Source organism: Shewanella sp. SG41-4 (assembly GCF_014164505.1).
Taxonomy (GTDB): domain Bacteria; phylum Pseudomonadota; class Gammaproteobacteria; order Enterobacterales; family Shewanellaceae; genus Shewanella.
In genome coordinates this window covers 1-13134 of record NZ_JACJFI010000028.1, presented here as the reverse complement: position 1 = coordinate 13134, position 13134 = coordinate 1, and the positions used below count along the sequence as shown (strand labels likewise).

Annotated in this window: 9 protein-coding genes; 4 read left to right on the top strand and 5 right to left on the bottom strand. The window is 41.7% G+C overall.

From position 1 onward, the window contains the following. Nucleotides 1-73: 73 nt before the first annotated feature. Entirely contained in the window at nucleotides 74-955 is an 882-nt protein-coding gene (locus H5202_RS04740; RefSeq protein ID WP_182771044.1) for a hypothetical protein, read from the bottom strand. A gap of 393 nt (nucleotides 956-1348) precedes the next feature. Between H5202_RS04740 and H5202_RS04735 the strand changes: the two genes are divergently transcribed. After that, nucleotides 1349-2797 (top strand): MFS transporter, encoded by a 1449-nt coding sequence (locus H5202_RS04735; RefSeq protein WP_182771043.1) that lies wholly within the window; start codon nucleotides 1349-1351, stop codon nucleotides 2795-2797. A 5-nt stretch (nucleotides 2798-2802) separates the two neighbouring features. On the opposite strand, the gene H5202_RS04730 is transcribed toward H5202_RS04735, so the two are convergent. Next, on the bottom strand, nucleotides 2803-3588 hold the full coding sequence (locus tag H5202_RS04730; protein WP_182771042.1) for a sulfotransferase family protein: 786 nt from the start codon (nucleotides 3586-3588) through the stop codon (nucleotides 2803-2805). Nucleotides 3589-3821: 233 nt separating this feature from the next. Between H5202_RS04730 and H5202_RS04725 the strand changes: the two genes are divergently transcribed. The 3 genes from H5202_RS04725 to H5202_RS04715 all read left to right on the top strand — a co-directional run bounded on the left by H5202_RS04725 (nucleotide 3822) and on the right by H5202_RS04715 (nucleotide 7212). Beyond that, the gene (locus H5202_RS04725; RefSeq protein WP_182771041.1) at nucleotides 3822-4940 is read left to right on the top strand and encodes a Fic family protein; all 1119 of its coding nucleotides are present in this window, start codon (nucleotides 3822-3824) and stop codon (nucleotides 4938-4940) included. Nucleotides 4941-5014: 74 nt separating this feature from the next. Further along, nucleotides 5015-5239 (top strand): helix-turn-helix domain-containing protein, encoded by a 225-nt coding sequence (locus H5202_RS04720; RefSeq protein WP_182771040.1) that lies wholly within the window; start codon nucleotides 5015-5017, stop codon nucleotides 5237-5239. Between the two features lie 2 nt (nucleotides 5240-5241). After that, nucleotides 5242-7212 carry a DUF2075 domain-containing protein gene (locus tag H5202_RS04715; RefSeq protein WP_182771039.1) on the top strand — a complete coding sequence of 657 codons (1971 nt, stop codon included), beginning with the start codon at nucleotides 5242-5244 and terminating at the stop codon, nucleotides 7210-7212. 342 nt (nucleotides 7213-7554) lie between these two features. Here H5202_RS04715 and H5202_RS04710 read toward each other — a convergent pair whose 3' ends face one another. The 3 genes from H5202_RS04710 to H5202_RS04700 form a co-directional block, all read right to left on the bottom strand. Further along, on the bottom strand, nucleotides 7555-8871 hold the full coding sequence (locus H5202_RS04710; protein WP_182771038.1) for an anaerobic C4-dicarboxylate transporter: 1317 nt from the start codon (nucleotides 8869-8871) through the stop codon (nucleotides 7555-7557). 718 nt (nucleotides 8872-9589) lie between these two features. Continuing rightward, on the bottom strand, nucleotides 9590-11098 hold the full coding sequence (locus H5202_RS04705; protein WP_182771037.1) for a cytochrome-c peroxidase: 1509 nt from the start codon (nucleotides 11096-11098) through the stop codon (nucleotides 9590-9592). A 326-nt stretch (nucleotides 11099-11424) separates the two neighbouring features. Further along, nucleotides 11425-12633: a winged helix-turn-helix domain-containing protein gene (locus H5202_RS04700; protein ID WP_182771036.1), complete on the bottom strand. Its 1209-nt coding sequence runs from the start codon at nucleotides 12631-12633 to the stop codon at nucleotides 11425-11427. Nucleotides 12634-13134 lie beyond the last annotated feature (501 nt).

Genomic DNA, 13134 nt, shown 5'->3' with positions numbered 1-13134 from the left:
TTACTGTTGATGTGAAAAAGCCCTGCCGATTTATATCGACAGGGCTTTTGTGTTTACGGCGTTTTGATCGCGATTAGGTTTGTGGTGATGAACACCCAAGGTAATCATTCAGAGTTGCATTAAACAACGTGGCCTTTATGTCAGCTGATAAGTCTGTATTTTGAGGTGCACCGTCTTGAGGTAAATGCTGCAACATATACTGTGGTGCATAGTCTGGTGCGCCAATCGTCTTCACCCATTCACAAGTTTGTTGTTTTTGTTCTGAGGCAAGATACTCTGCTAGTTTCTGTTCAAAGTTCTGTTGCTCAAGTGCTGATAAGGTCCAAATAGAATCTTTTTTGATCAAATCTACGACTGCGTGTGACAGTTTGTGCGTAACACGCAAAGAATCAAAATAGGCATAAGCACCCGCTAAAAAGTAAGCGTTGATTGCTGAGTTGTAATCTTGAGACTTTATGCATGCTGCAACCGAATGTAATAGCACCACAGGTGTCGTTTGATTTGTTAGTTGATCTTGGGTTAAGCAGCTAATATCGCCTGTCGGTTTAGCATAATCAGGGATGACGACCGCGACTTCAGGTTCTGCTGGAGACGGCGTGCACGCCGGAATAAGCCTTTCATCTAATACTTTTATTTCCCAGTCATCTTTATTGCTAGGTCCATGCTGTGCGGATACGACGTAACGCATGCACTCTTTAGCTAATAGCGGATACACTAACGTTGAAGTGGCTTTTCTACTGCGTAGGGGGCCTGTGGTGCTCAAATGTACGGTGTGATAACCCGGCTTAATATTCTTAGTGAGTTTGCCTGATTGAAACGCACCATCAATGGCGATAATTTCAACATTGTAATTGTCAGCATCTGAGATCTTACTCTGACTTCCATCGATCATGGCGTACGGTGTAGATTGACATCCAGCTAGAATTAAACAGCTTATAATTAAGGGTAATTTCATTATATTAGGCTTTTTGTGGAAAGAATAAACACATCAACACGTTAAGGTGTCACTAATTGTTAATGGCGTTGTAATGGAAGGGTAAAACACATTGGGTGTGATTAAGCAGAACAGCAAAGCGTTAAAGTAAGCTTTAAGCTGTTAAGCACTTTCCATAGCGCTCATTATTTGACTAATGTAAAATTTTTGTTTCATTTTAGTCAAGGTAATTATTAATTTATACGATGTGCCATTTTAACGAAATCAATTTACTATTCGACGACACAGTGGCTCTTGAATATTTATGCTGATCATTAAAATAGATGTTTATATGAACGTTATAGATTGTGAGCGGGATATTTATCAGCCATAATTTTGTTCTGTATTTTATCAAGGACATGCATTAAGACCTTTATGTCTTCAGAGCATTCAACATCGAGCAATAATCCTTGTTCGCGCAGTCGTGACAGACTGTCGTGGCTTCGATGCACCCTACGCCGCAGCCAGCAAGAGGCTGTTGCATCGTCAACCATGACCGCCACCAGTGATAACTTTTTTAATGCTTATGCCATTTTTTTAGGAGCCAGTTTAGGCCAAATGGGTTGGGTAACTGGCTTACCTCAGTTATTTGGCTCACTGGCGCAACTGTTGTCTGTTTGGTTAGCAAGCCACTTTAGCCGTCGGCAATTTATTGTGGCATGTGCAGTATTACAAGCCGTAGTCGTGTTAGGTATGGGCGCGTTAGCGGCCTTTAAACCTGATAATGCAGTATGGTTATTTATTGGCTTAGCGGTGTTGTATCAAGGGTTTATCAATCTTATTCAGCCGCACTGGCGTGCTTGGATGGGCATGATAGTACCGCAACGCCGACGAGGAGCCTTTTTTGCTTCACGTACTCGATTAACCATGATGGCATCGCTGAGTGTGTTCTTTGTCGGCGGCGGTATTTTAACCTTAACCGACTCAATGCAAATGGCGTGGTTGGGTTTTAGCTTATTGTTTTCTATTGCGGCAATGGGCCGGTTTACTTCAGCTTGGTTGCTACTGCAAATGCACGACCCCGAGCCTAGAATCGCCAAAGTGTCTGGGGTGTTTAAGCAAACATTTGGTAATTTTCGTGAAGCCTGGAAAGACAAAACCTTCCGCCATTACAGTTTATTTGTCGCTGGTATGCAGTGCATGGTCGCCATTTCGGCACCGTTTTTTGCGGTATACATGTTGGAAGATCTGCATTTCACCTATTTTGAATTTGTGCTTTCGAGCGTCGCTTCAATTGTTACGCAGTTTATTACCTTGCGATTTTGGGGCCGATTTAGCGACCTGTACGGCAATAGATTAGTGATGATCATCACCAGCTGTTTAATTCCTGGTTTGCCGTTATTGTGGCTATTTTCTGATAACTATCTTTATATATTGGCTATTCAAGCCTTTTCCGGTTTAGCCTGGAGCGGCTTTACCTTAAGTACCGCCAATTATCTTTATGATATTCGACCTTTTCGCAGTGACTTTGCTATTTATGCCGCATTACAGGCAGCATTGAGTGCCGGTTTTGTGTTTGTCGGCGCGATGGTGGGCGGTGTAATTGCCTCGTATGCAGCAGATTTTCTCATCTGGACAGGTTTAAACGCTTGGTTAACCAACCCCATATTTTTGGTGTTTATGGTATCGACCACCATGCGATCGTTGGTGGCATTGTGGTTTATTCCTCGCTCAGTTGAACCCAAAGCGCGTCCAAGGCCACAATTACTGACACTTATTTTCCGCATCCGTGGTTTTAATGCCATATCGGGTGTCAGTTTAGATTGGCTAACCGTTGCTAAGAAAAAGCGTTCTAAAAATAAAGAGCAAGAAAAGGATAAGTAACAATACTAATCTAGGCGGTAATCAAAAAACTTACGTTTATCTGGCCCAGAAACATTAGCGCTAATTTTGTTGGGGTGTTTATATTCATCCCAACTGGCCACATTACGGCCCATATTTAACTGTGGAAAGTTAAGCTGTGGAAAGTTTTGCGGCTGAGATTGAAGTTGAGGATATTGAAGCTGCCTAAATTCAGCCGCATCAGGCTTTGCTAAACCGATAAATTGCAGCAACTTAGCAAGGCTACCATCGACACTGATATCAATAGAGATAAAATCATCTCGCCCTGCAAAATAACTCATTACTTGCTGCTGGTGGCGCTGATAACAGGCCGTTAAATGCGCTTCATCAAACACATCCTCAACCTGCCATATATCAAAGCAATGATTAAAGCTGCGCTTCATTACTGGATGAAAGCGGCCCGTATCTTTATCTAAATGTACTAGCATTCTGCCCAGTAACATTTGCATCGACGGCAACCACTTATCTAACGGCCTATCTAAATAGACAAACTTAGCGTTGGGAAATAACTTATCTAATTGCTGATAATCACTAAAACACGGCGCATCAGACACAGCATCGGCCAACATAAACGCCTGCTTAGTAAAGGCTTGGTGGGCAACCGTTAACCCTTGATCAAGCAAGGCCACGCTCACACTGGTTGTGCCCGTACATGGCAGGCCAATAATAAACACTTTATTTGCCTGTTCATTTGCCACAGTGGGTTTAGGTAAAGTGGGTTTAGGCTTAGCGGCTTGTGGCGTTGTCGATACTTCAGTCTGCTTAGATGTCATTAATTACAGTCGCATTGAGTTATAAAAATTGAAGGTTATTGAATCAGTAAATGATTATACCGAAATGCCAGCCAAGGTGTTATTGCGCTTGCTAGTCGGAGCCATGAGGCAATTAACCATTCTATTCGCCTCATTTGGTGAGGCGAATAAATTGCTATTTGCCTCATATGGTGAGTAGAATAGGTTAGTGTTTGTATCAAAGCAGTATTTAAGTCAGCTAAACAGAGGTTAATATGTGGATTTGGCAACAACAAGAATGGCCTGACTTTGTATGGGATCATATCCGTATTACTCCTTTATTGCGTCAAATTCAATTTAACCAAGGTTTGTTACTGGGTAAGATAGGCACTGAATCTGTTAGTCAATGGACACTCGATACTATGATCGCCAACATCGTTCATTCAAGTGCGATAGAAGGCGAAACGCTCAATGCATTGTCTGTACGTTCATCTTTGGCCAATAAACTTGGGGTGAGCGAAGAAAACCCTTATCCCACTACTGCACAAACCGATGGTTTAGCTGATATCACCTTAGATGCGCTACAAAACTGGCAACAGCCACTTAGGCTAACGCGTATTTTAGATTGGCATGCTTTGTTGTTTCCGAGTAACCAAGCCGTGTTTAATCCTGTTATTGGCGGTAAGTTACGCGGCGATGAGCCTATGCAGGTGGTATCGGGGCGTTTAGACAAACCGACAGTCCATTTTGAAGCGCCTCCTCGAGATACGCTAGACCAAAGTTTAACGGAGTTTATTGAGTGGTTTAATCAATCACGAAAACAGGCAGACCTTGATCCGCTAGTACGAGCAGCCATCACTCATTTGTGGTTTGTCACCTTGCACCCGCTTGATGATGGTAATGGACGTATAACGCGTTTACTCACCGACTTAGCACTCGCGCAAGCTGAGCATCGTTCTATTCATTTTTACACAATGTCAGTTAGTATTCTTGAGCGACGCAAAGCCTATTACGCAATATTAGAGTCTACCCAGCAAGATGGCTTAGATATCACACCTTGGCTGCTGTGGTTTTTAGACACCTTAAATGACGCTATTCAACACACGCTCAATAGCATTGAGCAAACTACTGCGAAAACCCAATTTTGGCGTCGAGTGGACCAACGCTTACTCACTCCAGCGTTAACCACAGAACACGTGAAAGTGCTAAATAGATTACTTGATGGTGACTTTAATGATGGGATCAGCAGTAGCCAGTATCAAAAAGTCGCTGAAGTCAGCCGCGCAACCGCAACCCGTCATTTAGCACAATTAGTCGAACAACAATGTTTGGTCAAAACCGGTGCGGGCGGTAGAAGCACAAGGTATGTGTTGTTGGTGTTAGTTAAATCTTGATATGTGACTTATAGTCCGTAGACTCATTGTCTACATGTTTGCATCATCATGAAAACCTTTTTATAGGATTTTTCATGGAAGATCTGATACTAGTTTCATTTGGTGCCTACTTTAAAAATTTAAGGGTTTCAAAGGGATTATCACAAGAACAACTTGCGCTAAAAGCTGATTTAGATCGGACATATATCAGTGGAATCGAAAGAGGGAAAAGAAATGTTAGTTTGATCAATATTGTCAAACTAGCAGAGGCTTTGGAGTTACCTCCTAAGCAACTTCTTGATTTTAAGTTCAAGGAATAAATATGTTTAACAGAGCATTTTATTCCGCACCTCTCGAACAGTTTTTAGTTACTAACGCCTTGTCTATAAGTGGTGAAATATCCGCGGCTCATACTCAGCAACTACAGCATCAGCAATCCAGAGCGTGGGGGGCTGAAATAGATATACTCAAAAGAGAACTGAAATTATGTAGTGTTGATAATACACATATCTTTTTTGAGTTTATGATCCCAAGAATGGGACGACGTGCTGATGTTGTTCTCGTGGTGAAAGGCGTCATCTTTGTTATCGAGTTCAAAGTTGGTGCACAACAAATTAATCATGCCGATTTAAGGCAAGCCCATGGTTATGCACTCGATCTAAAAAACTTTCATAGTGGCAGTCATGATAAGTTTATCGTACCCATTTTAATTGCTACGAACTTAGCTAAACCAACCCCCCTGCAAGCATTATTTAAATTAGACTTTGCATTTGATAACGTAGCTTCTCCGGTTGCTATTCATTCAGGTCAGATACTTAATGTAATTAATCAAATAACAACATCTTTAAAGCAGGTTGAGTTTGATGCTAACCAATGGGCTGCATCTGGTTACTTACCGACTCCAACAATCATCGAAGCTGCACAAGCTCTTTATGCCCAACATAACGTTGAGGATATTGCTAAAAGTGAAGCGGATACTCAAAATATCGGCCAAACAAGTCAGCAATTATTGCAGCTAATACACGACGCCCGTGAAAGAAAACGCAAAGTGATTTGTTTTGTCACCGGTGTCCCTGGTGCGGGTAAAACACTTGTTGGATTAAATATTGCGAGTACTCATTCAAACCCAAAAGAGAAAGAGTATTCAGTATTCTTGAGTGGCAATGGCCCTTTAGTGTCGGTGTTACAAGAGGCCTTAGCTCGTGATCGAAAAGTAAGAACTACTGATACACTGGCATCTTGTCGACGACAGACAGAGCAGTTTATTCAAAATATTCATAAGTTTAGGGACGATTCTTTATCCGGTGCGGTTCCGCCTGAACAGGTCGCAATATTTGATGAGGCACAAAGAGCTTGGAATAAAGAGCAAACTAGTAAGTTCATGCAAACAAAACGCAGTCAAATAGGCTTTAATAAATCAGAACCCGAATATCTCATTGAAGTCATGGATCGTCACGAAGATTGGGCCGTAATTATTGCTCTGGTTGGTGGAGGGCAAGAAATTAACACCGGAGAGGTGGGGTTGTTAGGTTGGCTTAATGCACTAGACGAAAAATTTAGTCATTGGGATGCTTATTACTCTGCAGATTTACTAAATGGGGAATATGTAGCATCAAATTTAACCGCTAGCCATTTATCAAAAGGAACAGTCTTACCCTGTTTGCATTTAGCAACTTCGATGCGGTCATTCAGGGCGGAAAAACTATCAAGTTTTATTCATTATTTGATTGATGGTGATAGCGTATTAGCTTGGAAATTATTCACTACGTTCTCGCACTTATATCCTATTAAAGTGACTCGAGATTTAGACACTGCAAAGAAGTGGATAAAGTCGCAGAGTCGAGCTACTGAAAGTATTGGCATGCTTGCTTCATCCAATGCAATACGTTTGAAAGCGGAAGGTATTTTTGTAAAAAACAAAATTGAACCTAAAGATTGGTTTTTAGGTCAGCCAGAAGATATTCGCTCATCTCATTTTTTGGAAGATATTGCGACCGAGTTTGATGTTCAGGGCTTAGAGTTAGATTGGTGTTTAGTTGCATGGGATGCAGATTTTCGATTTAAATCTAAGGGAAAAGAACATTGGCGATTCCGTGGAAGTAAATGGGAAAAACGTCAACAAGAACAAACTCAAATTTATTTAGAGAATGCCTACCGAGTGCTACTGACTAGAGCGAGGCAGGGGATGATAATTTTCGTTCCTAGTGGAGATGACTCTGATAAAACAAGGCTGTCTGAGTTTTATGATGACACTTTCGATTTCCTACAACGTTGTGGTATTACCGTTGTTTAGGCTTATTTGATTCCATCAAAGCCTGCCATATAGGCATATGCAACTGTTGAAAACAGGATGTTTTCGTCAAGCCCCCATGGATGGGTTTACGGCGTGTAGCAGAGGGCTATATGGTTGGCGGATTAACCCATGAACCTGTCGATAACTCATCAGATAATTGTAGTTTTCTAGGTCTTCGTTTTTAGCTCTTCGGTCTTTAGGTTCTTAATGATTAAACACAAAAATGGCAGCCACGTTGGCTGCCATTTTTTATTGATGCTAGCGACTTGTTTTGGTCAATTCACTAGCGGTTTATCACTTTAGTTCTTAGCTTAAAGCTCAAAGCCAAATTACAAGCTGAGGCTAGTTAATTGCCATCGATATGAAATAACCCACAAACGTTGCGGTTACTACGCCAATAAAGCCTGGAATAATAAAGCTGTGGTTGAGTACGTATTTACCAATGTGTGTGGTGCCGGTTCTATCAAAACTGATTGCCGCTAAATCGCTTGGGTAGAATGGGGAGAAGAAGTAGGCATAACACGCTGGCAGTACACCAATTGATACTGGTGCTGGGATGCCGAGTGAAGTCCCCAATGGAAACATAAGGGTTAATACCGCAGCCTGAGTTTTTAAGAAGATAGACGACACAAACATCGCGATAGCAAATGTCCATGGATACACGCTGACAATGTCGCTTACCGCACTCACTAAATAGGTTTTATGGTGCTCAATAATGGTATCACTCATCCATGCAATACCAAAAATGATAATGACCGCAGTCATACCGGCGGTAAACACGTTACTGGTGACAATTTTTTTCGGGGAGATATTGGTGGCGAGTAAAATTACTCCACCGACTGACAGCATCATAAATTGAATCGCTACCGACATGCTGACGCCAGCTGGCAGTATTTGCTTACTAAACATCGCCACCATGATAACGGCAAATATACCGAGTAAAAATACTGTTAAGCCTTTCTTTGCGGTTGATTCGGCCTGGGGTGTTTGCACCTCATCTGCTTTTGGGTCGGTTAATGCTTCACGAAACTCATCATCTGTTAAACGTGCCTGAAACTCTTCATCTTTATCTAAATCTTTACCGCGCTTTAAGCTCCAAGTACACGCTACTAGTAAGCCTGTTAGTGTGGCGGGAATGGTCACCATGAGTACATCAAGTAAGTTAATATCTAGATTATTATCAACAGCAGTGGCAAGCACTACTGCGGCTGCAGCGGCAATTGGGCTGGCTGTAATACCCATTTGTGATGCTACAGTTGCCATGGCTAATGGACGTTCTGGGCGGATACCTTTCTTGTACGCCACATCGTAAATTACAGGAAGAAGGGGATAGACAGAATGACCAGTACCAACCAGAACGGTTAATGAATAGGTACATAGCGGGCCTAAAAAGACGATATGTTCAGGATGTTTGCGCAACAGCTTTTCAGCAAATTTTACTAATAGCTTTAAACCGCCAGTGGCCTCTAACGTCGCCGAGGCTGCTACTACGGCTAGAATAATCAACATCACGCTGACAGGCGGTGAGCCAGGTGCAATGCCAAATACAAATGCGAGTACCGAAACACCTAACCCGCCCAATAAACCAAAGGCGATTCCGCCATGGCGAATACCAACAAATATCACCGCTAATAACAGCAGCATGTGTATATAAAACATCGTGTTTTCTCCCCGCGTAGGTTTGTATGTAGGTTGTTATTATTTTTAGCCTTTTGAAGGTATCCCACTACATCTTTGGGGTTAGTGATGTAACTCAAGCTATTGAATTGGATGTGGTAACAAATGTTTAAAACGTGAACAACGTTACATACAGGCGCATGTTTTGTGTTGTGTCACTTTTGTAGGGGAGGGGGAAGCCGTATTTGGGGTGTAGGGGATGCAATTAACTACCCTGTTGACTTGCTTTGAGTAACATTTTGGCAATCGCTTTATCGTTACATTGTACTAGTTGCCAACGCTTGCAGCTGTTGAACTGTAATGGTCAAGCTTAGCGTAGTGATCAATTGCCTCAATTAATGCGGGGATAAAAAGCGTTTACTCATGCTACTCATCTTGCTGGTTGGTTAATGTTTGCGTTTCAATATGCAGGTTTTGCAGTAACAAACAGTGGTTTTTACGGTCGGCTTTTACATCAACACGGCCTCACCAATAAGATGGGTTGTGAAGTCATCATAAAATTGGCATTGGTTAGCATTGAGCTATTGCTTTAAATATCGTTGTTATATGGTTAAATGATTGATGAGTTTAGCCATGAAGTTGTTTTGAGGATGCTTATGGATGGTATATAACAAAAGGTATTCACCTCATTTATTGAGGCGAATAACCAAGATCACAATATTATGTTTGGGTGATGTATAGGCACCATTTATAACTCAATTTATTCATCTTGAAATTTAGCCACTAATCGCAATCCGTCAGGATCCGGCGTGCTGTCATTTGGCACCCATTGATTTAAGCAACTCGCATCAATTGCACCTGATACACAGTTATCTGTAAGTGAATTTAAAAACGCTAACAACTGTGTGACTTGCTCGTCGGTTAAATTGAGATCTTCAATCAGGTCTGGCATGCCTGCAATTCTGTCGCTGGTTAATTTATCTAATGCCTCTTGGGTATTTGTCATCAGATCGTTACTTTGTATGCCCGTTTGACTCACATTGTCAGATAAGGCGTAGTTAGTTACTGCTGATTCTACGTTAAGGTGATGGCGAACCACAGCTTCCAGCGATTGATATGCTCCACTATGGCCGTAAGGTGATGTTACCGCGACATTTAATAATGCTGGAGTTCTGAATGCAAACTTGTCAGCTTCTTGTTTGGTGACCTTAAAACGACCTAAATCATTAGTGCCTGTGACACCATCACCTTTGCCTCGACCAATTTGTGGCATTGCTATGTTGTGGTAAATCTCATCGGTAAAGAAATCGCCGCTGTGGCAACTGGCACAATTCGCACCTCCATCTGTTGAAGTCGCAAAAAATAACTTCGCGCCTTTTTTAGCATCCAAGCTTATAGCGTCATCCTCACCTTTTACAAAAGAATTCCAAGGGCTATCGACAAATACTTGAGAACGCTCATATTCACCAATAGCATTAAATATATTGGTTTGAGTAATTAGAGATTCAGCTGTGCCATTTTCATCTTGTAAGCCAACTCTAAATGCAGTTAACCATTCGTTGGTAGGCAGATCATCGTTATCACCTCGAAGTCGTGTTACTAAATAATCACGGATCCCCTCGTTATTTAGCGCACCTTTTTTGTGTCCCTTCATTTCTTCATTTGACGTCACAGGGAAGCGAACTTGGCCAGCTGCTAAGTTAATCGCTTTAGGGTCTGGAGTGTTTCGATTGGTTGAATCTGGGGTCAAAATTTGGGTGCCAGTGCCATTAGCACCAATATTACCTTCAATACTTTCGATACGACCATCATGAAATATTGCCTTGTCGTATAAACCAATATTAAACGTTGTTGGCGCATTGCGTGGCACAGTAGGCCCACCATCAAATTCGGTCCCAGCAGAACTATGTTCACGCCCTGGTCCTAATAGAAGTGGTTCGACAGCTTCTACACCAATTGATAATGCTAGTTCATCGCCGCCGCCTAATGCAGGGTGATGACAACTCACACATGCGACATCCATTTCACCACTCAATGCTTGACTGAAAAATAACTGCATACCAAGTGTCACAATTGGAGAGTCGACTTGTGGCAAATCACGTCCTTCAGCAGGTTCTCCAGTTAAAGATTGCACCTCAATTATATTCCGTAAATCTTTAGTTATTTTTATATTTTCTATGGCAACAGGGTCTTGCGCTGTATCTGTACAACCTACAAGCAGCAACCCACAAATAAGAGCAAAAAATGAGATCGTAAATTTAATAAACATATTTTTCCCTTTAAACTAGCATATGCATTTGAACTCAAAAGTGAGCATCATTAATGCTAGACTGATGTTAACGTTTGCGCATCATTATTGAAACATATTGTTAACATATTCGGTGGGGGATTATAAAAATTAGTCAGTTTGTAAAAGTAAAATGCCAAACGATTTCGACTCATTGAAATGACCAGCGTTAGCATGGATGAATATTGATCTAAATATTGGGTGAAGTACATTGTAAATAGGCACGAACATACAACGTGGAAACGTAAAGGCAATCATGTAATTTGTTAATATTAATGAGTTATTATTGAATTTTTGGCTGTGATGGTTTATCCGCCGAGCTCGCACGCTTTTATTAATCTTTGAGTAATACCCGCATCATTACTTTGCACCAATTGCCAACGCATGCAGCCGTTGAATTTAGCATAATGTTCGATAGCTTCAATTAATGCGGGTATAAATGCTTCCCGGCTATCCACTTCTTTGTGGATCATCTGAAATAGATTGTCTTCAATGTGCAGGTTTTGCAGTAACAAGCAGTGGTTTTTACGGTCGGCTTTTACATCAACACGGCCAACAAAACGATCGCGCCACAAAATAGGCAGTGAATAATAGCCGAACTGTCGTTTAGCCTCAGGCACATACACTTCTATTTGGTAATCAAACCCAAACCACTGCTTAAGTTTTTGACGTTGGATGACTAAATTATCAAACGGATTAAGTAACCACACTTTATTGGGGATTACTGTTGGTAATGCCTGCGTGGGTTGGTAGAAGTAAACTTGTTGTGTATTGGCGCTGGAGTCAGTAAAGCTGGCTATATCACCTTGTTCGCACAGTTGAGCTAATGTTTGGCTGAGTAGAGGTTTGAGGCCTTTGCGTAAATATTGTATTTGCTGCAAATTACCAAAACCATGCGCCGATAAATAACGCTGAATCAAGTGTTGGGAAAATTCTGTATCGCTAGGTGCTGTGGTGTCGATGTGCTTTGGGAGTACTCGCTCTGTTAAGTCGTACACTTTTTGAAACTTGTCGCGCTTAGCAACCATTAACTCGCCTTGCATAAACAACTGCTCGAGGGCTTTTTTAGCTGGCTTCCAGTCCCACCAAGTACCATTTTTAGTATCTGATTCATGGGTAAACTGACTTGCTTTTAATGGACCTTCGGCACTAATACGGGCTTTAACTTCACGCATGACTTTATGTTCTGGTTCAAACCAATGCTTACCACCTTGTTGTAATTGCTGTTTGCGATACAGGCTAAAACGGTAATCTTCAATAGGCAGATAAGCAGCCGCATGGGACCAGTACTCAAACACCGTTTTATCGCTCATTGCTGCATCTAACATGGTGGCAGAATATTCGGGCAGGCGACTGTGTAATACATGATGATGCGCGCGTTCAACCACATTAATAGAGTCGATTTGCACATAACTTAATTGCTGGATAAGCTTTGGCAATGACTCCAAAGGTTGTAATAAACCTTGCTGCTGCATATTGAGTTGGAGCCACTGTTTAGCTGAGTAGGGATTGGTCATTAAAGGCCTTTGCTGTAAGTGCTAATGCGTATAGATGCATGGCATTGTAGACTGAAATTTACCACAGAGTACACAAGCAGTTGGTGATAAGGCTGGTTGATGCTGGCGCGGATAGATAAAAATTTTTTCAGTCTATTTTACCATTTTCAAGCGGGCTTAATTTGGTATTCCTTGTCTTTAATCATTTCCCCCCGCAGTTGGCTGCATCGGTGTACCGATTCATTAAGCCCAAATAGGTTAAGTTTGTTTCTGTACTCGTTTTGTCCTTAATGCCTTTAGTGCATTGTTCTGGGTTGTGTGTAGTGGCAACGTGTGGATAATACGAGGCTCTATTGAGGCGATACAGAATATCGGCCTAAATACCCACTTCAGTATCAAACCAAGTTACGACTAATACGAAGGTTCCAGTTTTGCGAATAAACGCGCTTGTCTCCTTCATAAGCGTCTAGTTCTGCATCCAGATAAAAATAAAACTCATCGCAGTGCAGTAAGGTTCGAGTG

Excerpts from the sequence above, each read along its gene's own strand:
- H5202_RS04740 (WP_182771044.1), bottom strand. The coding sequence starts at position 955 with ATGAAATTACCCTTAATTATAAGCTGTTTAATTCTAGCTGGATGTCAA.
- H5202_RS04735 (WP_182771043.1), top strand. The coding sequence starts at position 1,349 with ATGTCTTCAGAGCATTCAACATCGAGCAATAATCCTTGTTCGCGCAGT.
- H5202_RS04730 (WP_182771042.1), bottom strand. The coding sequence starts at position 3,588 with ATGACATCTAAGCAGACTGAAGTATCGACAACGCCACAAGCCGCTAAG.
- H5202_RS04725 (WP_182771041.1), top strand. The coding sequence starts at position 3,822 with ATGTGGATTTGGCAACAACAAGAATGGCCTGACTTTGTATGGGATCAT.
- H5202_RS04720 (WP_182771040.1), top strand. The coding sequence starts at position 5,015 with ATGGAAGATCTGATACTAGTTTCATTTGGTGCCTACTTTAAAAATTTA.
- H5202_RS04715 (WP_182771039.1), top strand. The coding sequence starts at position 5,242 with ATGTTTAACAGAGCATTTTATTCCGCACCTCTCGAACAGTTTTTAGTT.
- H5202_RS04710 (WP_182771038.1), bottom strand. The coding sequence starts at position 8,871 with ATGTTTTATATACACATGCTGCTGTTATTAGCGGTGATATTTGTTGGT.
- H5202_RS04705 (WP_182771037.1), bottom strand. The coding sequence starts at position 11,098 with ATGTTTATTAAATTTACGATCTCATTTTTTGCTCTTATTTGTGGGTTG.
- H5202_RS04700 (WP_182771036.1), bottom strand. The coding sequence starts at position 12,633 with ATGACCAATCCCTACTCAGCTAAACAGTGGCTCCAACTCAATATGCAG.